Origin of the sequence: Mesorhizobium sp. B2-3-2 (assembly GCF_006442295.1) — a bacterium.
GTDB lineage: Bacteria > Pseudomonadota > Alphaproteobacteria > Rhizobiales > Rhizobiaceae > Mesorhizobium.
On sequence record NZ_VFWA01000002.1, the window covers coordinates 245,699 to 266,520 of the forward strand.

Consider the following 20,822-nt stretch of genomic DNA (forward strand, 5'->3'; position numbering starts at 1 on the left):
TCAGGCGGCGTTCGCCATTTGGTTAAGGACGCCGACCAGCCGGTCGCGGTCTGATGTCAAGCCCTTGTAATCGAGCTGGGCGATGTCGAGCGCTTCGAGCTGGGCAGCGAAAGCCGGAGCCAACGTTGCTCGGTCGGGGTGATGCGCCAACGCCGCCAGCGGGTCGAGATGAATGCGGATGGTGAACAGGATGTCGCCCGAGACGGGCAATTTTCGAAGCGTCTGCCGCTCGACGCGGATGAAGGCGTGGGCATTGATGTCGCCATCGGCAAATCGCGACGGGCGGCTGGCGGCGCGCTCGATGCGCTCGACATTGGATAGCGGGTGGTAGAGCGCACCGCCCGATTGAATCGACCAGTTGTAGCGCTCCACGGCCTGACCCTGGAGGCCGTCGAACATGCGGTTGATCAGCTCGGCCGGGCGCGTGCCCGGGCCAAAACCCGGCACAGGCGCATGGATCTGCTGCAAGGGCTTGCCGAATTTTTCGAGCAGCGACCATGAGGAGGGAAAGCAGAGCGAGCCGGCGGCGAGCCGCCAGCCGTCGCCGCCGCGGCGCATCAGGATCAGGTCTTCCTGGACGAGCAGCGAGGCCGCGACAAGCGGCGCCTTGGCGAAGTCGCCCTCGGGATTGCCGGCGGCGCCGATCACCTCGACCCCGCCATTGGCGCCCCGATGGGTTTCGGGAAATACCTGCGGCAAGTGCGCTTCGAGCAGGTCGAGCACTTCGCGCTGGGCATCGCGCGTGCCGTCTTCCTCGACGAACACGGTGCCGGGCATTTCGGCATAGAGGCGGCGCTTCTCGGCAAGGAACGGCAGGAGGTGTTCGTCGACTTCGATCCAGTCGGCCAGGGCAAGCGGCTTCAGCCCGATGGTGAACAGCTTGGACGAGCCATCATAAGGCGTGTGGGTGGGCAGCGATGTCATGCTTCAGATCAGCTTTGCCGGGATCAAGCCGCGCAGTGAATTGCCGACATAGAGCGCCCTGGCGGATTTCAAGTCGTCAAAGCTGTAGATCGCTTCGCGGGCGCGGCCTTCATCCAGAAGCGCGCCGCGCAATACGCCAGGCAGCAGCCCGCAATCGAGGCGGGGCGTCAAAAGCATGTCTTCGCCGAAATCGGCGAAGACATTGGTGATGGTGCCTTCGCACATCTCACCATGCTCGTTGGCCAACAGCACTTCGTCGGCCTGGGTGACGAGATATTCGGCGCGGGCATGCGTGTAGACCTGCCGGCGGCTGGTCTTGTGGCGCAGCAGCATGTCGTTCGAATCGAGCCTCGTGCGCGCCAGCCGCAGCGTCCAGACCTTATCGGCGGCGAGCGGCTCATAGGGCTGGACCGAGGCGGCCGCGTCGCCACTGCGCGCCAAAGCCAGGCGGGTGCGCAAGGCGTTGCGCGCGCCGTCGACAGCCTTGCCCAACACGTCGCCGATCCTTTGCGCGTCGCAGGCAAAACCGAGTTCGGCCGCCGAACCATAGAGGCGCGCCAGATGCCGCTCCAAGCGCAGGAAGCCCGTGGCCGGCTCCCAGCGCATGGTCTCGATCAATTCGAAACCGGCGGCGTTCCCGTCGCGAAGCGGGCTTTCAAGAGACACTCCTGATACTCCTCCTGCGCGGTTGAGTCGAAGACGATGCCGCCGCCGACATTGTAGACGGCCTCGCCGCCGGTAAAGAGCGAGATGGTGCGGATCGCCACGGAAAAGCGCATCGTGCCCCCGGGCGCGATCCAGCCGATGGCGCCGCAATAGACATCGCGGGGCGTGCCTTCAAGGTCATGCAGGATCTCCATGGCGCGGATTTTCGGCGCGCCGGTGATGGAGCCGCAGGGAAACAGCGCTGCAAAGATCTGGCGGATCGTGAGGCCCGGCAGCAGCTTCGCCCTGACGTCGCTCACCATCTGGTGGACGGTCGGATAGGTCTCGATGCGGAACAGCTCCGGCACTTCCAGCGTACCGACCTCGCTGATCAGCGAGATGTCGTTGCGAAGCAGGTCGACGATCATCCGGTTCTCGGCCTGGTTCTTCTCGTCATTGCGCAGGAAGGTTTTCTGGCGCTCGTCGTCGGCTTCCGTCGCACCACGCGGTGCCGTGCCCTTCATCGGATGGGTCTCGACCATGCCCTGCGCGTCGATCTCGAAGAACAGTTCGGGTGAGCGCGACAGCACGACCGGATCGCCAAGCGAAACCAGCGCGCCGTATTTCACCGGCTGGCGTTCGGTCAGCGCGTCGAAGGCGGCGAGCGGATCGCCCGACCATTGCGCATGCACCGGAAAGGTCAGGTTGCCCTGGTAGCAGTCGCCTTGCCTGATGTGCCGGTGCAGCCGCGAGAACCGCTTCTCGTAATCCTCGAACGACCATGTCGCCCTTGCATCGAAGATCGGGCCGTTGGTCGCCGCCGCCTTGCGGGGCGGCACCGGCTCTTGCACCGGCGCGTCGAAGACGCCCAGGCAGACCAGCGGGGCGCGGCGCCGGGCCGGCAGCAACGGAACCAGCTTCGGCTCCAGCAGGTAGCCCGCCTCGTATGAGAAATAGCCGGCAAGCCATTTGCCGGCGTCATGCGCGGCCTGGGCCGCCTGCAGCGCGGCCGAGAAATCCCGGGCCTCGTGCGCCGTGATGATGTCGTCCGGTCGGTCGAAAACGAGCTGGCGCGCGCTTTCGTCATTGCGGAAAATTGCGGCGGGCAGGGGCATGAAACTCGGCGCGTGGATCGATGAAGCCAATGATGGCTCTATATGGGGGGCCAGCCGCGCGCAATCGAGGGAGCGGCACCTTGCCACTTAAAGCCGACCTCTGGCCCAACCTCTGGCCGATCCGTGGGCAGACCTTGCCGCCAAAAGCAAACCGGCGGCGCTTCGTTCGCGCCGCCGGCCGCAATCGTCGGATCTGGCCTGTCGCTCAGGTGTTGCTGGCGGTTCCGGCCGATGGAAACTGCCTGGCGAACTCCGCCTCGTTGCCGGCGGCGAGCAGCTTGGCCTGCTCGATCCAGCGCTCGCGCGCGATACGGCCGTCGAAATTCATGACGTCCTCGATCCGCTTGACATCCGCGGCTGTCCAGGCGGCGATCTGGGCAAAGCTGGTGACGCCTTGTGCCCTGAGCAGCTTCTCGTTGACCGGGCCGATACCGATCAGCCGACGCAGATTGTCGGGTTTGCCGGAAGCCGCCTTGGCCGGCGCGGCCTTCGCCGCCTTCCTGGGCGTCGCGCTGGCCTTGGGTGCGGTCTTGGCGGCAGCGGCCTTCGGCGCGCCGGTCTTCGCGGCGCTGGAAGCGGCCTTGGCCGCAGCCGGCTTCCTGGGCGCCGGCTTGGCCGCCGGAGCGGATTTGGCAGGGGTGGGCGTCGACATCAATGCGGCCGGCGCCGGCGCCGCCGCCTTTGCCGGGCCGGAGCCGGTCGAGGCCTCGCGCAGCTGGCGCTCGAGGTCGGCGCGGGTGCGCCCACCGGCATCCAATTCGCCGGTCAGGCGATCGCTGTCGGCCCGCAGCCGGTCGCGCTCGCTGCGTGTGCGGTCGAGGTCGCCGCGCAAGCTGTCGAGCTCACCGCGCAAGCGCCCCCAGATGAACCAGCCAACCAGCACACCCACAAGGAACGCCAGGAGCATGTAGAAAAAAGTGCCCATTGTCTCTCTCCAGTCAGATCCGTCTGCCGCGGCATTGGACTTTAATGACCTTCGGCGAAGGACTACTCGATGATGGTTCCGCCGCCTGCGGAACAGCCGGCTTCAGTCGAGCCGTCGGCATCGGCTTGCAAGCCATGGCCAATGGCCGTCGTCGCGTGTACCGGAGCGCCGTGGTCGGCTGAGACTTCCCCGCCCGACCCGCATGCTCCGGCTGAGCTTGGCGGGGAGGCTATCATAGAGCTTACGGAAAGCTATGGGAAAACTACGAAAGAGAGTTATTCAAGAACAGATATTCAGACCAAGAATAGTGTGGTCCCAATATGCATTCCGGCTAAACTGTTCTGAGCAGGTGGGGACGGCGTACAGAAGACGCCTCAGTTGTCGAGCGCTTCCAGCTCGTCGATCAGGCCGCTGATCACGCCAAGCCCGATCTGCCAGAAGGCGGGATCGGTGGCATCGAGGCCGAAAGGCGCCAGAAGCTGCGAATGATGTTTGGTGCCACCGGCGCGCAGCATCTCGAAATATTTGTCCTGGAAGCCACGCTCGGCGTTCTGGTAGACCGCGTAGAGCGAGTTCACCAGACAGTCGCCGAACGCATAGGCGTAGACGTAAAAGGGCGAATGGATGAAGTGCGGGATGTAGGTCCAGAACACTTCGTAGCCGTCGCGCAACTTTATCGCCGGGCCCAGACTTTCCGCCTGCACCTCCAGCCAGAATTGGCCGAGCCTGTCGGACGTCAGTTCGCCGTTGCGGCGCTCCGCATGCACCTTGCGCTCGAACTCGTAGAAGGCGATCTGGCGCACGACCGTGTTGATCATGTCCTCGACCTTCTGGGCGAGCATGGCCTTGCGCTCGCGCCTGTCGGTGGTCTGCTCGAGCAACGAGCGGAAGGTCAGCATCTCGCCGAAAACGGACGCCGTCTCGGCCAGCGTCAGCGGCGTCGAGGCCATCAGCGCGCCCTGGCCGCCGGCCAGCACCTGGTGCACGCCATGGCCAAGCTCATGCGCCAGCGTCATCACGTCGCGCGGCTTGCCCATGTAGTTGAGCAGCACGTAGGGGTGCGCCGAAGGCACGGTCGGATGAGCGAAGGCGCCGGGGGATTTGCCTGGGCGCACCGGCGCGTCGATCCAGTTGCGGTCGAAGAAAGTCCGCGCGATCTCGGCCATCTCGGGCGAGAAGCGCTGATAGGCGGACAGCACCGTGTTCCTGGCCTCGTCCCAGCCGATCACCGCCTGCGGCGTCTCCGGCAGCGGCGCGTTGCGGTCCCAGTGGTTCATCACCTCCATGCCCAGCCAGCGCGCCTTCATCCGGTAATAGCGGTGTGACAGGCGCGGATAGGCCTCGCGCACCGCCGAAGCCAGCGCATCGACCACACCGCGCTCGACGCGGTTGGCGAGATGGCGTGAATCGGCAATGTCCTCGAAGCCGCGCCAGCGGTCCGAGATTTCCTTGTCCTTGGCCAGCGTGTTGGTGACCAGCGTGAAGGTGCGCAAATTCCTCCGGAAGGTCTGGGCGAGCGCCTCGGAGGCGCGGCGTCGCACCTCGCCGTCGGCATCCTGCAATCGGTTCAGGGCGGGTTCCAGCGTCAGCTCCTCGCCGTCGACGTCGAAGCGCAAGTCCGTCATCGTCTCGTCGAACAGCCGGTTCCAGGCACTGCGCCCGGTGATCGACTTCTCGTGGAAAAGCTGCTCGACGCGATCCTCGAGCTGATAGGGCTTGTCCAGGCGCAGATCGAGCACCCAGGGCCGGTAATGACCGAAGGCGGGGTCGGCGGCGAGCGCGCCCTCGATCGCCGCGTCGTCGATCAGGTTCAGTTCGAGCGCGAAGAACAGAAGATGCGCGCTGGCGTCGGTCATCTTCTCCTGGATGTCGCCATAGAGCTTGGCGCGCTGCGGATCGGCGGTGTTGCCGGCGTAGATGAGGCCGGCATAGGAGACGATGCGGCCGATCAGCTCTTCCAGGGCCTCATAGGCGACAAGCGCTTCGCCCAGCCTGCCTGCGCTGCCACGCTCGGCCTCGGCGGACAGCGTGCCCTTCCAGCGGCTCTCGAAGGCGACCGCATCCGCCGCGGCTTTCGCGATGTCGCGCTTCAGCTCCGGCGCCTCCATGCCGGCATAGAGGTCGGAGAGATTCCATTCCGGCAGATCGCCAAGCTCGGCGGCGCCCTGACCGGAAGCTGGCGCCGCAGGCCGCCGATCAAACATCACGCGCATCGACAATACCTTCTTTTAAAATCAAGTGGCCGGGCCCAGGGCCAGAATCAGGAGAACGGAGAAGCCGGTCAAATCCTAAGGAATTCGTTCACCGGGTTTTTTGAAACCTTATTTAGAACCCTGTGCCAAGATGGTCCATGGGGATATCAGGCGGGCGGCTCAAGACAGTCATGACAGGTTCCATACTCATAGTCGATGACGATCCCGTGCAGCGCCGGCTGCTCGAGGCGGCGGTGACGCGGTTCGGCCACACCGCAATCGTCGTCGACGGGGGCGCTGCCGGCCTCGACGCCCTCGACGGGCCCGGCGCCCGCGACGTGTCGGTGGTCATCCTCGATCTGGTCATGCCCGATCTCGATGGCATCGGCGTGCTCAAGGCGATGCGCGAGCGCGGCATCACCATCCCGGTCATCGTGCAGACCGCCCAGGGCGGCATCGAGACCGTGGTTTCGGCGATGCGCCACGGCGCCTTCGACTTCGTCGTCAAGCCGGCCTCTCCCGACAGGCTGCAGGCCTCGATCGCCAACGCGCTCAAGGTCGAGGCTGTCGAAGGCGAGGTCAAGCGCACGTCGCGCCGGCGCGGCGGGCTGCTGACCTTCAGGGACATGATCACGCACAGTCCCGCCATGGACAAGGTGATCCGCCTCGGCCAGAAAGCGGCGGCATCCAACATCCCAATCCTGATCGAGGGCGAATCCGGCGTCGGCAAGGAACTGGTGGCGCGCGCCATACAGGGCAGCGGCGACCGACGCTCGAAACCTTTCGTCACCGTCAATTGCGGCGCCATTCCCGACAATCTGGTCGAATCGATCCTGTTCGGCCATGAGAAAGGCTCGTTCACCGGAGCCACGGAAAAGCACACCGGCAAATTCGTCGAAGCGCATTCGGGCACGCTGTTCCTGGACGAGATCGGCGACCTGCCGCTCGACGTGCAGGTCAAGCTGCTGCGCGCCGTCCAGGATGGCGAGGTCGATCCGGTCGGCGGCCGCGCCACGGTCCGGGTCGATATCAGGCTGATTTCGGCGACGCACCGCAATCTCCTGCAGCAGGTCAAGGACGGCAAGTTCCGCGAGGACCTGTTCTACCGGCTCAACGTCTACCCGATCTATGTGCCGCCATTGCGCGACCGCCGCGACGACATTCCCGATCTGGTCGCACATTTCATGGAGAAGGTGGCTCCGGCAGACCCGCGACATCGCCTGCGGGGCATTTCGGCGGCGGCGCTCGCCGTGCTGCAGGCCTATGACTGGCCCGGCAACATCCGGCAGCTGGAAAATGCCGTCTTCCGCGCCTCGGTGCTGTGCGAAGGCGATGTGCTCGGCGTCGAGGATTTCCCGCAAATCCGCGCCCAGGTGGAGGGCACGGTCCGTCTCGATGTGGACATCGCGCCGGCCGGCCCGGCTTTCGCCATAGAACCGCGCGATGAGCCGGCGCTGAGCGGTGAGGGCGTTTCGGCTGCCGAACCCGAATCGCCGATGCGGCTTCAGCCACGCTTCGGCACGCTGCGCGCGCTCGACGAACGCGGCAATGTGCGCGCCCTGGCGGAGGTCGAACTGGAGATGATCAAGCTCGCCATCGATCACTATAACGGCCAGATGAGCGAAGTCGCCCGCCGCCTCGGCATCGGCCGCTCGACGCTTTACCGCAAGCTCAAGGAATACGGCATCGATCCGGAAACCGGCAGGTTGGACCGGCTCGCTTCCTGAGGGCGCTGTCGCGCACAGCCGCCCGATGTCCGGCCTGAGAGCGGTCGGCCCGAATGCGGTCACGCAAGGCCGGGACCAGCTTGCGCTGCCATCATGTCGCCGGTGCATTGACTGGACCGGAATGTGGCGCGCCGATGGCGACGTCCCCGACGGTCCTGTTCACGCATTAAGGCTAACGGTAACGGATCGTGTTTCGGCCAAAAGGGGAATCGTGATCTAAACCAGCGGTTTACCAAGAAACCTTGTGGACAATTTTTGACGGGATATCGCCACGGTGTTACCGCATTTCGGCTTCAATAAGCGATGATTAACCATTAGGATCGATATTCGGATGTGACAACGACACGTCCGTTTGGGCAAATCCGGGGACAAACGGCAGCCTGCAAGGCCTTTTGATTTGAACAGAATCGAACGACACACAAACGGGCGGCACTATCATTTGAGCGTCTGGCCGAAGTGGCTGGCGGCCATGATTGTCGCATTTGGTTTTCTTGCCGCTGCCGCAACCGGCGCCAGGGCCGAAGTCCGTTCGCTGAAGCTCTACCACCTCCACACGCACGAGAAGGCGGAGATCGTCTACAAGCGCAACGGCCGTTACGACCAGGCCGGGCTCAGGAAGATCAACATCATCCTGCGCGACTGGCGCCGCAACGAGCCGACCAAGATGGACCCGCGCCTGCTGGACCTGGTCTGGGAAGCCTATCGGGAAAGCGGCGCCACCGACTATATCCAGGTGGTTTGCGGCTATCGCTCGCCGTCGACGAACTCGATGCTGCGCAGCCGCAGCAAGGGTGTCGCCGAGAAGAGCCAGCACATGCTCGGCAAGGCGATGGACTTCTACATTCCCGGCGTGCCGCTGAAGAAGCTGCGCAATATCGGGCTCAAGATGCAGGGCGGCGGCGTCGGCTACTATCCGAGATCCGGTTCGCCGTTCGTCCACATGGACGTCGGCAATGTGCGCCATTGGCCCGGCATCAGCCGACAGGAACTGGTGAGCCTGTTCCCGAACGGCAAGACGCTGCACGTGCCGAGCGACGGCCGGCCGCTGCCCGGCTTTGAGCAGGCGCTTGCCTCATACAAGGCACGCAAGGGTTCCGGCGGCGCCGCCATCGAGCTGGCCAGCGCCGGCGGCGGTTCGAAAAGGTCCGGCGGACTGCTGGCTGCCTTCTTCGGCGGTGGCGACGACGAGGCCGACGACAGCGCCGATGTCGCATCCGCAGAGCCGGCGCCGAAGCCGAGAAGCGTGAAGCCGGCACCGGCGAGCACCGCCAAGAGCGGCACCCTGCCGGGGATCGCGATCGTGGCGCCCGAGAACGCCAAGCGCGCCGAGATCCCGCAGGTCGCCGAGGAGCAGGCCCCGGAGCCAGAAAAGGATACGCCCGAGACGATCATCGCGGCGTTGCCGGCACGCAGTATCCCGCTGCCCGATTTCGCGCCGCGGCCGAAAGTCGATGTCGGCGCGCAGCCGCCTGAGAATGTTCCCTTCGGCATGGCGGATGCGACGGCCAGCACCGAACAGACCGTGGCAACCGTGCAGACGCCGGCGAATATGCCTTTCGGCAAGGCTGATCCCTCGGCGGTTGCCGCCGATGCAGCGCAGGTTGCCGCCAATAACATACCTTTGCCGACATGGCGCCCCGAACACACGTTGCCGGCGGTGCTGGCGCCTGCGCCCAGCAAGGATGTGCTGATGGCGCTGGCCGAGACGGCCGAGCGTGGCAAGACCGCGACCGATGCCTTCTCGGTGCTGCCGAGCGCGCGGCCGGATATGACCAATATCGATGCGGCCAAGCTCGATGCGGCCAAGCCCGATGCGATCAAGGCCGTGCTCGACGAGGCCGAGGCGCCTCCCGTTCAGGCTGACTATTATCGGGTCGCGTCGTTGTCCGAGCCTCGTTCGGCTTTCAACGACCCGTCCGGCGTCGATGCCGCATCGCCGCGCGAGGCCGTCGTCGCCCGCGCTGCCGGTTCCGATCCGGTCGCCGCGATCGGCGCCGGCGTGAAGACGACCCGCAAGGAGGCCAGAGCCACCGCCCGCGACCTGAAACCCGGTCCCAAGGCCATCGTGGTTGCGGCCGCGCCGCAGGCCGCCCGCTGGGCGCTGACCAGCGGCGAGAATGTCGCGATGGTTTCGAGCGCCACGACGGCGCCGGGCTACGCCTACAATGTGGTCCACACGCCGCCGAGCGAGGTCTACACGGCCGGCTTCCAGCAGGGCGACCAGATGGCGGATGCGAACCGTTTCACCGGCAATGCCGTAAAATTCCTGTCCGTCGCGCGCTTCCAGACGAAGTAGCGTAAAGACCGTGCATTCCGAAAGCCGCGCTGGGCAACCGGCGCGGCTTTTTTGTTGTCAGCCGGCTGTGTGCGGGAGCAACCGGCATGCATGAAGCCGGCCCCGGGGGATCACGGGTGCCTGAACTTCTCGTGAAAACGTAAAAGCCGCTCATTTCCGGGCTAGAATGGCTGCGTTCCAACCTGGGGATATTCATGAAGAAGATTCTATTGGCATCCGTCCTGGCGCTGGTGGCGGCATCGGCGGCTATTGCTTCCTCGCAAGCCGAAACCGTGATCATCAAAAATGGCAAGCATCACTGCCGGACCAAGGTGGTCACGCATTGGAAGCATCACCACAAGGTGGTCGAGAAGGTCAGGGTCTGCAACTGACCGCCAAGGCTGACTGCCATGGCACCAAACTAGCCCGACCGGCGCGAGCTGGCCGGGCTTTTTCGTGCCGCCCGGGATGGTTCAGTCGATGTCCAGCGCGGCCGCTTCGCCCCGCGCCAGAAGCCGCGCGGCATCGCGCGCGGGCGGCAACCCGAACTGACGCGCATATTCCCGGCTGAACTGTGAAGCACTTTCATAGCCGACCGTAAAGGCAACCTGCGCGGCGTTTCCCGGCTGGGCCAGCAGCAGGTGGCGGGCCTCCAGCAGGCGGACCTGCTTCTGGTACTGGATCGGGCTCATTGCCGTCGCCGCCTTGAAGTGACGATGAAACGCAGCGCTGCTCATATTGGCGAGTTCGGCCAACCGCCGCACCTCGATGGGCTCGTCATAGTGAGCCCGGATCCAGGCGGTCGCCCGGCGGATCTGTGACAAGCGGCTGTCGGCGCCGGCGAGCTGGCGCAACTTCGCGCCTTGTGGGCCTTGCAACAGGCGAAACAATATCTCGCGCTCGAGCAGGGGAGCGAGCACGGGAATCTCGGCGGGCCTGTCGAGCAGCCGCAGCATCCGGCGCCACGCGTCGAGCAGGTCGTCATTGGCCAGGTAGGTCATGAAATCGTCGCCACCGACGGCCGGCTCGTGCTCGATGAGCAGGGCTGCGATCGCGTTGACATCGAGGGCGAAGCCGATGGCCACATAGGGATGCGCGGTGCTTGCCTCGATCAGCTGGCTGGTGGCGGGTGTCTCGACCGCGTAGACGAAATAGCTGCCGGCTTGATAACGAAGTGTGCGCTCGCCGATCAGCACCGATTTTGTGCCTTGCAGCACGAACAGCGCCGTCGGCTGGCAAAGCTCGGGCATCGGCGGCGTCGGGACCTCGCTGCGGCCGATCGTAACGCGAGGGATCGCCGTCCTTGTCCGCCGTCCATGCGCATGGCGGGCGGCGATGGCGATCAATTCCAGCAGCGCTTCTCTCATCGTTTCAGCATTGCCGATCCGCGTGGGCCGCGCAACCAGGTGAGAGGATCAGGCAAGAGCAAGAGAGTTTTCGGCGCGCGAGGCCCGTCGCGATGCGCCATCTCTAAGGCGCGTCGCGTTTGGCGACGCGCCATGGGTTCGTTTTATGCATGTCGTTCTCCCAGACCGGAACCCCTTTTGGGCGACATGCATCAGGCCCCCACAAAGGAGAGTTGGATATGACCGCATCGAAGAGCGCGCTGGTGACCGGCGCCAACAAGGGCATCGGCCTGGAGACCGCACGGCGCCTGGCGGCGACAGGATTCAAGGTCTGGCTCGGCGCCCGCGACGCCGAACGCGGCGCCGGGGCGGCACAGGCGCTGCGCAGCGAAGGGCTCGACGTCGAGTGGCTCGAACTCGACGTCGCCGATGACGAAAGCGTGGCAGCCGCCGCCAGGACCGTCGCGGCGCGGGTGCCGAGCCTCGACGTGCTGGTCAACAATGCCGGGATCGCCCCGCGATATGTCGACGCGCTCGGCCCCGACGGCCGCTATGAGCTGCCGCCGAGCCGGGAGAATGTCGCCGACATCAAGGCCACCTATGACGTCAACGTCTTCGGCCCGGTCCGGGTCACCCAGGCATTCCTGCCGCTCTTGCTGGCCTCGCCCGCCGGCCGCATCGTCATGGTAAGCAGCTATATCGGCTCGATCGCACGCGCGCAGGACGCAACAGGTGAAAACCAGTCGCCCAACATCATGGGCTATGGCAGCTCCAAGACGGCGCTCAACGCCATCACGGTGGCGTTCGCCAGGGAGCTCGCGCCGCGCGGCATCAAGGTGAATGCGGCCGCTCCCGGCTACACCGCGACCGATCTCAACGGGCACAGGGGCGGTCGCACGGTGCGGCAGGCAGCCGAGATCATCGTGCGCCTGGCGACGCTGGATGCCGATGGTCCGACTGCCGGCTATTTCGACGAGAATGGCCCGCTGCGCTGGTGAACGCGAAAGCGTTATCCGGCGAGCTTGCTCGCGGCGCGTGCGAGAGCTTCGATCTCGTCCCACCTGCCGGCCTTGACCATGTCATCGGGGGCGACCCAGGAGCCGCCGACGCAGATGACATTGGGCAGGCTGAGATAGTCGGCCGCGTTCTTGCCGGTGATGCCGCCGGTCGGGCAGAATTTCACGTCGGCGAGCGGCGAGGCGAATGCCTTCAGCGAGGCGATGCCGCCGGACTGCTCGGCCGGGAAGAACTTCAGGAAGCGCAAGCCTGCTTCGCGCGCGGCCATGATCTCGCCGGGGGTGATGGCGCCGGGCAGCAGCGGAACCTCGCTGTCGGCGGCGCCGGCCAGAAGCTCGCGGGTTATGCCCGGGCTGACGATGAATTGCGAGCCGGCGGCGGCCGCCTCGTCGAACTGGCGCGCATCCAGAATGGTGCCGGCACCGACGATGGCTTCCTCGACCTCGCCCGCCACGCGGCGGATCGCTTCCAGCGCATCCGCGGTCCTGAGCGTGATCTCGATCGCCGGCAGGCCGCCGCGCGCCAAAGCGCGGGCCAAGGGCACGGCATTGGCAACTTCAGCGATCTTCAGCACCGGGATGACCGGCTGGCCGTTAAGCAGCGACAGGAGTCTTTCGGTCTTGCTGGGCATCTTTCTCTCCATGTCGTTGCCAATTCAACCGATTAGCAGACTGATATTTTCCTGTCCACGCAACCGGGCGTGTCGTGATGTCACGCACGCCGGGCAGCTTACGGGCTCTTCCGGAACAGGGCCATGACAGGCCGTCAAACCCGTTTCGCCTTGAATCGGCTTTTACGAGCGTCTAGTTGCTCTGGCAATGACACCGTCCGCGCCATCCCAGCCTGTCCGCGTCGCCGCGCTCTACAAATTTGCGCGGCTCGACGCCTTCCAGGCGCTGCGGGCTCCACTGGCCGCTTTTTGCTGTGGACGCGGCATCAGAGGTACGCTGCTTCTGGCGCATGAAGGCATCAACGGCACGGTCGCCGGCAGCGATGCGGCGATTGCCGAACTGATCGGACATCTCGAAGGCATCGACGGGCTGTCCGGCCTCGAGGTGAAATACAGCAGCGCCGCGCAACCGCCCTTCCACCGCATGAAGGTGCGGCTGAAGCGCGAGATCGTCACCATGGGTGTCGAAAACATCGACCCGGCGAAAAGTGCGGGCACCTATGTCGCGCCGGCCGACTGGAACGCGCTGATTTCCCAACCCGACACGATCGTCATCGACACGCGCAACGCCTACGAAGTGTCGATCGGTACCTTCAAGGGCGCCATCGATCCGGCGACCGCGAGCTTTCGCGAATTCCCGGCCTGGGTGGAAGAGCACCGCGCGGAGCTGGAAGGCCGCAAGGTCGCCATGTTCTGCACCGGCGGCATACGCTGCGAAAAGGCGACGGCCTATGTCAGGTCGCTCGGTCTCGAGGAGGTGTTCCATCTCAAGGGCGGCATCCTGAAATATCTCGAAGAGGTGCCGGCCGAAGACAGCCTGTGGCAAGGCGAATGCTTCGTCTTCGACGAACGGGTTTCGGTGTCGCACGGCCTCGCCGAGGGCGACGCCGAGCTGTGCCGCGCCTGCCGGCATCCGCTGACCTTGGACGAGCTGACATCGCCGAAATTTGCCGCCGGCGTCTCTTGCCCGCATTGTTTCGACGCTCGTTCGGACGACGACCGCCAGCGCTATGCCGAGCGCCAGCGGCAGGTCGAGCTGGCGCAGGCGCGGGGCAGGGGACCGCATATCGGATCCTGATCAAGGCACCTGGGCCGGGGCAAAGCGGCCGTCCGTCATTGCAATGCCTGGTTTCGGGACCTACGTCTTCGGCGTTCGAAACCTGCCCGTTCGGCCGGGCAATCCTGGAGGCATTGATGTTCGATCCCAAGAAGCTTCTCGACGATCTGCTCGGCTCGCAAATTCCCGGCACCGGCGGCACGGTCCGCGACAAGGCGGGACAGGCGGTGCAGATGGCCAAGGACAATCCTCTTGCGGCGGGCGCGCTGGCCGCGGTGCTGCTTGGAACCGGCGCCGGGCGCCAGGTCACCGGTGCCGCCGTCAAGCTCGGCGGATTGGCAGCGATCGGTGGCCTCGCCTACAAGGCCTACCAGAACTACAAGGCCGGCAATGCACCCGAGCAGGCGCCGGCGGCCGGCGAACCGGAATTGCTGCCGCCGCCGAAGGACACTGCCTTCCACCCGTCGCAAGCGCCCCAGGGCGAGGACGAATTCACGCTGACCCTGGTGCGGGCGATGATCTCGGCGGCCAAGGCCGACGGCCATGTCGACGACGAGGAGCGCAAGAAGATCGCCGGCAAGCTGAGCCTCGCGGGGATCGGTTCCGATGCGGAAAAATTCCTGATGGCGGAGCTGGAGAGCCCGCTCGACCTCGACACGCTGGTGGCCGGCGCCAAGACCGACGCGCAGAAGCTCGAACTCTACACGGCGTCGCGCCTTACAATCGATCCCGACACACGCGCCGAGCGCGGCTATCTCGATCTGCTCGCGGGCCGGCTCGGCCTGCCGGATGCGCTTATCGACCATGTCGAGGCGACGGTTTCGGCGGTCAAAGTGCCGGCTGCCAAGGCCGGGACCTCACCCAATCCACGCTGGTAGGCCAAAACGGAACAGGCGGGCCTTGGTGGCGTTAACCTCTCGTTAACCCAGGAAGCGCATGATTCTAGACAGTCGGATCGGCTTTCCTCCTCCCAAGTCCGGTCCAGATCAGGGCGGTCGCCAATGACCGCCCTTTTTGTCGGCCCTCCGGGCTTCTCCCAAAAACGAATTGCACTTTTCGGCACCCGGCTAGGCTACGAACCCATGATAGGAATTTTTTCCTTGACTGGGTGAAGGCAACTATGGTAGATATTTGGTTATGGTGCTGAGTTGCGCCAGGGACCCGCCGCACAGGCGGGTTTTCCGTTCAAAGGCTCCCTCGACAGCGCGTCGTCAAAGGCTCCGAAGAGACCTGCCGGCTCGGATTCGGTGCCCTGGCCACCAGCGTCCCGCTTGCCATCGCCGCCGTCATTTGCGATGCCTTTTGTCCCTGGACCACCTGAAAATCAGTCGAGCCAAATGCGGCGCAGCCGGAGGATATCTGCCATGACCGAAAAAACCGCCATCGTCACCGGCGCCGGCACGGGCATCGGCAAGAGCGTCGCCACCGCGCTGCTCAAAGCCGGCTGGAATACCGTGTTCTGCGGACGTCGGAAGGCGCTGCTGGACGCGGCGATCGCCGCGGCCGGGCAGACGGATGCCAAGGCACTGGCAGTCGCCTGCGACATCAGCAAGCCCGGCGAGGTCGATGATTTGTTCGAGACGGTGGCGGAGGCGTTCGGCCGCGTCGACCTGCTCTTCAACAATGCCGGCATGGGCTACAAGTCGACGCCGATCGACGAAATACCGGTCGAGGTGTGGAACGATGTTGTGGGCGTAAACCTTACCGGTTCGTTCCTGTGCGCCCGCGCGGCCTTCCGCGCCATGCGCAAGCAGAAACCGATGGGCGGCCGCATCATCAACAACGGCTCCATCTCGGCCTACGCGCCGCGCCCGGGATCGGTGCCCTATACCGCGACCAAGCATGCCATCACCGGGCTGACCAAGACGCTGGCGCTCGACGGCCGCCCCTACGACATTGCCTGCGGCCAGATCGACATCGGCAATGCGCTGACCGACATGGCGCAACCGATGACGGTCGGCGTGCCGCAGGCCAACGGCTCGATTGCCGCCGAAGCGGTGATGGACGTCCAGCACGTGGCCGACGCCGTCGTCCACATGGCCAGCCTGCCGCTCGAGGCCAATGTGCTGTTCATGACCGTGATGGCGACCAAGATGCCGTTCGTGGGCAGAGGCTGATTAGGCGCCCGTCAGCGCCACGCCCGGCAGATAGAGCGCGATCGGGCGGATCTCGTAGACGGCGGTCGGGTTGACGCGGCGCAGATCGCGCGCGATGGCGATCGCGTCATCGCGCTTGGCGCAATCGACGACATAGAGGCCGAGAAGCTGTTCCTTGGTCTCGGCGAAGGGGCCGTCGATGACGGTGCCGTCGCCCGGTCCGCGCAAGGTGCAGGCCGACTGCGTCTCCCCAAGTCGCGCCGAGGGGCCAAGCATGCCCTGCCGGTAAAGCCGATCGTTGACCTCGAGCAGGTCGGCCATCAGTGCCGCGTCCTGCTCAGGCGTCAGCTCCGCGATCGCTGCTTCCGCATGGTAGGCGAGGATGGCGTAAAACATCTGGCGCGACCCCTTCTTCGATCCTGGTTGCAAGGGTACGACAGTAGCCGTTCCCGACATGCTCGCCCAGCCTCCGGCCACGCGCATCCCGACGGCTCATGACAGCGAGGAGCTGCGTTCGATCACGGCAAGCTATCTGAACCGGCCAAGGTCCGGGCTGAGCCTCACTTGGCCAGGAACGCTCCGATCCTGTCCAGCGCGCGCAAAATGTTCTCCTCGGAATTGGCGTAGGAGAGCCTGACATAGCCCTCGCCGAGAATGCCGAAATCGGGGCCGCCGATCAACGCGACGCCGGCGTCGTCGAGCAGGGCCGAGGCGAGTTGCTTCGCCTTCCAGCCGGTCTTCGACACGTTGGGGAAGGCATAGAAGGCGCCCTTGGGCGTGATGCAGGAAATGTTTGGCAGGGCGTTCAGTCCCTCGACCACGACCTTCCTGCGGCGGTCGAAGGCGCGCATCATCTTGTCGACGTCGTCCTGCGGGCCGTCGATTGCCGCGATGCCGGCAAACTGGCTCGGCGCGTTGACGCAGGACCAGCAATTGACCGCCAGCTTGCGCACCTTGTCGTAGAGATGGGCGCCCTTGTCGCCGTTCGGCCAGATCGACCAGCCCATGCGCCAGCCGGTCATCGCCCAGGTCTTCGACCAGCCGTTGAGCACGATCAGCCGGTCGCGGATTTCGGGGAAGCCGAGCAGCGAGCAGTGTTTTTCGCCGTCATAGGTCATCACGTCGTAGATCTCGTCGGAGAGGATGGCGACCTGGGGATGCGCCTCCAGTCCCTTGACCAGCTTCTCGATCTCGGCGCGCGGCGTGACGCCGCCGGTCGGATTGGCCGGCGAGTTGAGGATCAGGAGCCTCGTCTTAGGGGTGATCAGCGCCAGCGTCTCTTCAGCCGAGAAGGCAAAGCCGTTCTCCTCGCGCATCGGCACGGGAATGGGTGCAGCACCGGTGAACTCGATCATCGAGCGGTAGATGGGAAAACCGGGATCGGGATAGAGGATCTCGGCGCCGGGTTCGCCGAACATCAGGATGGCGGCGAACATGGTCGGCTTGCCGCCGGGCAAGATCATCACCGCTTCGGGCGATACCTCGACCCCGGTCGTGGTCAGCGTGCGGCGCACCACCGCCTCGCGCGTCGCCAACAGACCGTTCGCCGGCGTGTAGCCGTGGTGGCCGTCGCGCAGCGCCTTGATCGCCGCCTCGACAATGTGCTGCGGCGTCTTGAAGTCGGGCTGGCCGATGCCGAGATTGACGATGTCGCGGCCTTGTTGGGCGAGTGCCGTGGCCCTCGCGAGCACGGCGAAGGCGTTTTCCTCGCCGAGACGATCGAAGGCCGAAATCGTGTGGAGCATTTTTACCGTCCGTGTGGTTCTTGCTATGCGGTTGCGTTTTTGTGAGCTTCGGCCCGCAAAAGTCAAACGGATTGGAGCTTTCGGTGTCGGAAAATCTCAAAGACTGGCAGCCGCGTCCGCGCCCGGAGCGCAAGGTGCTGGAGGGCCGCTATGTCAGGCTTGAGCCGCTAAGCGCAGCCAAGCACGGCGATGGCCTCTATGAAGCGTCTTCCGTGGCCGACGTCGATGGCCGCTTCGCCTGGCTGCCCGACTATCCGCCGGAAACCCGCGCCGCCTTCCAGCCCTGGCTGGACAAGGTGGAGGCGAGCGGGGATCCGCTGTTCTTCGCCGTCATCGACAAGGCGAGCGGCAAGGTCGCCGGACGCCAGACCTTGATGCGCATCGATCCGGCCTATGGCGTCATCGAGATCGGCAACATCTATTGGGGGCCGCTCATCTCGCGCAAGCCGGCGGCGACGGAAGCGCAGTTCCTGTTCATGAAATACATTTTCGACGAGCTCGGCTATCGCCGCTACGAATGGAAATGCAACAACCGCAACGAGCCGTCGAAGCGCGCGGCGGAACGGTTCGGCTTCAAGTTCGAGGGCGTTTTCCGCCAGCACCTGATCGTCAAGGGTGAAAACCGCGACACCGCATGGTATTCGATCATCGACAAGGAATGGCCGGCCTTGCGCAAAGCCTACGAGGCGTGGCTCGATCCGGCCAATTTCGACGGTGCCGGCCAGCAGAAACGACGGCTCGAGGATTGTCGCGCGGAAGTTGGCGCCTAGGAGTTTTATCATTGGCGCACAGCCACGATCACAGCGGGCACGACCACAGCGGGCATAGTCATGGCGCGGGCCATGTGCATGGCTCGACCGACAAGAAGCGCGTTCTGATCGCTGCCTGCCTGACGGCGGGCTTCATGGTGGCCGAGGCGCTTGGCGGCCTCTTCACCGGCTCTCTGGCGCTGTTGGCCGATGCCGGCCACATGCTTGCCGACGCCATTGCGCTCGGCCTTGCCTGGTATGCGTTTCATCTTGCGGACCGGCCGGCGACCGTCCGCCTGACCTATGGCTTCGGGCGGGTCAAGACGCTGGTGGCTTACACCAACGGCATCGCCATCTTCGTCATCGCGCTGTGGATCGTGTACGAGGCGTGGGAGCGCCTGCAGACGCCGGCGCCGGTGCTGGGCGGGCCGATGCTGGTGGTGGCGATCCTCGGCCTGCTGGTAAACATCGGCTCTTTCCTGGTGCTGCATGGCGGCAACCGCGAAAGCCTCAACATGCGCGGCGCCATACTGCATGTGCTCGGCGACCTGCTCGGCTCGGCCGCGGCGATCGTGGCGGCGATCGTCATTCTGGCGACCGGCTGGACCCCGATCGATCCGATCCTGTCGGTGCTGGTCTCGCTGCTGATCCTGTCCACGGCATGGTCGCTGATGCGTGCCGCCGCCCATGTCCTGCTCGAAGGCGTGCCGCCAAGCCTCGACCGCGATCTGATCGCCAGCGACATCGCGACGAGGGTCCAGGGGGTGCGCGAGGTGCACCACATGCACATCTGGTCGATCGACGGCACCAGCAGCATGGCGACGCTGCATGCCTGCCTCGACGAGGGCGTGGACGCGCACAAGGCGGTCAGCGCGATCAAGAAGCGGCTTGCGTCGGAGCATGGCATCAGCCATGCCACGGTGGAACCTGAATTCGGCCAGTGTGCCGACGACGGCGACGAGCACGATCATGACCATGACCATGACCAACACCAGGGGCATGACGCGGCTTTGCATCATGGCCACCATCACTGACGCAGGGAACCCAAGCGCCTTGAATCCGAGCTCGACAACCCCTGGCCACGCCGGGACAGCATAATGGATCGCGATACCAGGAACGCCGCCATCGCGGCGCTGTCGATCATGCTGCTGTTCGGCATCGCCGTCTATTTCCTGCCAAACATCATGCTGGCCCTCGGCGACCTGTCGACCGCGCTCGCCGGCATCTTCGGCACTGCGTTCGTGCTGGCGTTTTTCTTGGTGTTCTGGCTGCGCGCGCGCAGCCAGCGCAAAAATCAGGGCAAATAAGGGATATCGGACATGCGCATTCTGATCACGGGCGCCGCCGGCATGGTCGGCCGAAAGCTCATTGCACGGCTGGCGAAGGACGGCAGGCTGCGCGGCCAGAAGATCACCGCGCTCGATCTGCACGACATCGTACCGCCACAGGCGCCGGCCATCGATGGCGTCAGCATCCACAGCCATACCGGCGATCTCGCCGAGGCGGGCGCCGCCGAGAGGCTGGTCGCGTCGCGGCCCGACGTCGTGTTCCATCTCGCCGGCATCGTGTCGGGCGAGGCGGAAGCCAATTTCGATCTCGGTTATCGCGTCAATCTCGACGGCACGCGCGCCTTGTTCGATGCCATCCGGCTGGCGGGGTTTGCGCCGCGCGTCGTGTTCACCTCGTCGATCGCGGTGTTCGGCGCGCCGTTCCCGGACATCATTCCCGATGAATTCCACACGACGCCGCTGACCTCTTACGGCACGCAGAAGCAGATGAGCGAGGCGCTGCTGGCCGACTATTCCAGGCGCGGCTTCTTCGACGGCATCGGCATCCGGCTGCCGACCATCTGCGTGCGGCCGGGCAAGCCGAACAAGGCGGCCTCCGGCTTCTTCTCCGGCATCATCCGCGAGCCGCTGAGCGGTCAGGAGGCGATCCTGCCGGTGCCGCGCACCGTCGTCCATACCCACGCCAGCCCACGCTCGGCGGTGAAGTTCCTGATCCATGCGGCCGGAATCGACAGCGCCGCCGTCGGGCCGCGCCGCAACCTGACGATGCCAGGCGTCGCCGTCACCGTCGGCGAGCAGATCGAGGCGCTGGAACGCATCGCCGGGCCGAAGGCGGTGAGCCTGATCCGCGAGGAGCCGGATGAGACGATCTGGGCGATCGTCAAGGGCTGGCCGACGCGGTTCGAGGCACGGCGGTCAAAGGAACTCGGCTTCAGCGCCGAGAAGAATTTTGACGAAATCATCCGCGCGCATATCGAGGATGAACTCGGCGGCAAGGTGGATTGATATTCAGGCGATGCCGGGCTGCCAACGGCTGATCCCTGTCACCGG

20 protein-coding genes are annotated in these 20,822 nt (G+C 65.1%); 11 read left to right on the plus strand and 9 right to left on the minus strand.

Annotation, left to right across the window (positions count from 1 at the left end):
* From FJ964_RS06410 to FJ964_RS06430, 5 genes are all read right to left on the minus strand, one after another.
* Complete coding sequence (locus tag FJ964_RS06410; RefSeq protein WP_140549611.1) at positions 1–924, minus strand: DUF3445 domain-containing protein; 924 nt, start codon at positions 922–924, stop codon at positions 1–3.
* Positions 925–927: 3 nt separating this feature from the next.
* On the minus strand, positions 928–1,590 hold the full coding sequence (locus tag FJ964_RS06415) for an aminotransferase class IV family protein (RefSeq protein WP_140549612.1): 663 nt from the start codon (positions 1,588–1,590) through the stop codon (positions 928–930).
* Positions 1,539–2,684, minus strand: coding sequence for an aminodeoxychorismate synthase component I (locus FJ964_RS06420; RefSeq protein WP_140549991.1), 1,146 nt, complete (start codon positions 2,682–2,684; stop codon positions 1,539–1,541). The genes FJ964_RS06415 and FJ964_RS06420 overlap by 52 nt, the downstream gene beginning before the upstream one ends.
* A 205-nt stretch (positions 2,685–2,889) precedes the next feature.
* On the minus strand, positions 2,890–3,609 hold the full coding sequence (locus FJ964_RS06425) for a proton-conducting membrane transporter (protein WP_140549613.1): 720 nt from the start codon (positions 3,607–3,609) through the stop codon (positions 2,890–2,892).
* A 374-nt stretch (positions 3,610–3,983) separates the two neighbouring features.
* Positions 3,984–5,822: a M3 family oligoendopeptidase gene (locus FJ964_RS06430; protein ID WP_181172382.1), complete on the minus strand. Its 1,839-nt coding sequence runs from the start codon at positions 5,820–5,822 to the stop codon at positions 3,984–3,986.
* Positions 5,823–5,992: 170 nt separating this feature from the next.
* On the opposite strand from FJ964_RS06430, the gene FJ964_RS06435 reads away from it, so the two are divergent.
* From FJ964_RS06435 to FJ964_RS30915, 3 genes are all read left to right on the plus strand, one after another.
* Entirely contained in the window at positions 5,993–7,528 is a 1,536-nt protein-coding gene (locus FJ964_RS06435) for a sigma-54 dependent transcriptional regulator (protein WP_140549614.1), read from the plus strand.
* Positions 7,529–7,997: 469 nt separating this feature from the next.
* Entirely contained in the window at positions 7,998–9,824 is a 1,827-nt protein-coding gene (locus tag FJ964_RS06440; protein WP_181172383.1) for a DUF882 domain-containing protein, read from the plus strand.
* 194 nt (positions 9,825–10,018) lie between these two features.
* On the plus strand, positions 10,019–10,195 hold the full coding sequence (locus FJ964_RS30915) for a hypothetical protein (protein ID WP_181172384.1): 177 nt from the start codon (positions 10,019–10,021) through the stop codon (positions 10,193–10,195).
* Positions 10,196–10,276: 81 nt separating this feature from the next.
* Here the strand turns inward: FJ964_RS30915 and FJ964_RS06445 are convergent, their stop codons facing one another.
* Complete coding sequence (locus FJ964_RS06445) at positions 10,277–11,170, minus strand: AraC family transcriptional regulator (RefSeq protein WP_140549616.1); 894 nt, start codon at positions 11,168–11,170, stop codon at positions 10,277–10,279.
* Between the two features lie 218 nt (positions 11,171–11,388).
* On the opposite strand from FJ964_RS06445, the gene FJ964_RS06450 reads away from it, so the two are divergent.
* On the plus strand, positions 11,389–12,147 hold the full coding sequence (locus tag FJ964_RS06450) for an SDR family oxidoreductase (protein ID WP_140549617.1): 759 nt from the start codon (positions 11,389–11,391) through the stop codon (positions 12,145–12,147).
* 11 nt (positions 12,148–12,158) lie between these two features.
* On the opposite strand, the gene FJ964_RS06455 is transcribed toward FJ964_RS06450, so the two are convergent.
* On the minus strand, positions 12,159–12,797 hold the full coding sequence (locus FJ964_RS06455) for a 2-dehydro-3-deoxy-phosphogluconate aldolase (protein ID WP_140549618.1): 639 nt from the start codon (positions 12,795–12,797) through the stop codon (positions 12,159–12,161).
* Between the two features lie 187 nt (positions 12,798–12,984).
* Between FJ964_RS06455 and FJ964_RS06460 the strand changes: the two genes are divergently transcribed.
* The 3 genes from FJ964_RS06460 to FJ964_RS06470 all read left to right on the plus strand — a co-directional run bounded on the left by FJ964_RS06460 (position 12,985) and on the right by FJ964_RS06470 (position 16,010).
* Entirely contained in the window at positions 12,985–13,914 is a 930-nt protein-coding gene (locus FJ964_RS06460; RefSeq protein WP_140549619.1) for a rhodanese-related sulfurtransferase, read from the plus strand.
* A 116-nt stretch (positions 13,915–14,030) separates the two neighbouring features.
* Entirely contained in the window at positions 14,031–14,771 is a 741-nt protein-coding gene (locus tag FJ964_RS06465) for a tellurite resistance TerB family protein (protein ID WP_140549620.1), read from the plus strand.
* 486 nt (positions 14,772–15,257) lie between these two features.
* The gene (locus FJ964_RS06470; RefSeq protein WP_140549621.1) at positions 15,258–16,010 is read left to right on the plus strand and encodes an SDR family oxidoreductase; all 753 of its coding nucleotides are present in this window, start codon (positions 15,258–15,260) and stop codon (positions 16,008–16,010) included.
* Here FJ964_RS06470 and FJ964_RS06475 read toward each other — a convergent pair whose 3' ends face one another.
* Both FJ964_RS06475 and FJ964_RS06480 read right to left on the minus strand, forming a co-directional pair.
* Positions 16,011–16,385, minus strand: a complete 375-nt coding sequence (locus FJ964_RS06475) for a YciI family protein (RefSeq protein WP_140549622.1) — start codon at positions 16,383–16,385, stop codon at positions 16,011–16,013.
* A 164-nt stretch (positions 16,386–16,549) separates the two neighbouring features.
* Positions 16,550–17,734, minus strand: a complete 1,185-nt coding sequence (locus FJ964_RS06480; RefSeq protein ID WP_140549623.1) for a pyridoxal phosphate-dependent aminotransferase — start codon at positions 17,732–17,734, stop codon at positions 16,550–16,552.
* 83 nt (positions 17,735–17,817) lie between these two features.
* Between FJ964_RS06480 and FJ964_RS06485 the strand changes: the two genes are divergently transcribed.
* Genes FJ964_RS06485 through denD form a run of 4 tightly spaced genes read left to right on the plus strand, consistent with a single transcriptional unit; the run spans position 17,818 to position 20,777 of the window.
* The gene (locus tag FJ964_RS06485; protein ID WP_140549624.1) at positions 17,818–18,504 is read left to right on the plus strand and encodes a GNAT family protein; all 687 of its coding nucleotides are present in this window, start codon (positions 17,818–17,820) and stop codon (positions 18,502–18,504) included.
* Between the two features lie 11 nt (positions 18,505–18,515).
* Positions 18,516–19,517 (plus strand): cation diffusion facilitator family transporter, encoded by a 1,002-nt coding sequence (locus FJ964_RS06490; RefSeq protein ID WP_140549625.1) that lies wholly within the window; start codon positions 18,516–18,518, stop codon positions 19,515–19,517.
* Between the two features lie 60 nt (positions 19,518–19,577).
* On the plus strand, positions 19,578–19,790 hold the full coding sequence (locus FJ964_RS06495) for a SoxR reducing system RseC family protein (RefSeq protein ID WP_140549626.1): 213 nt from the start codon (positions 19,578–19,580) through the stop codon (positions 19,788–19,790).
* Positions 19,791–19,802: 12 nt separating this feature from the next.
* A complete protein-coding gene (denD, locus tag FJ964_RS06500) occupies positions 19,803–20,777 on the plus strand; it encodes a D-erythronate dehydrogenase (RefSeq protein WP_140549627.1) in 975 nt (324 codons plus the stop codon).
* The last annotated feature ends 45 nt before the right edge of the window (positions 20,778–20,822 follow it).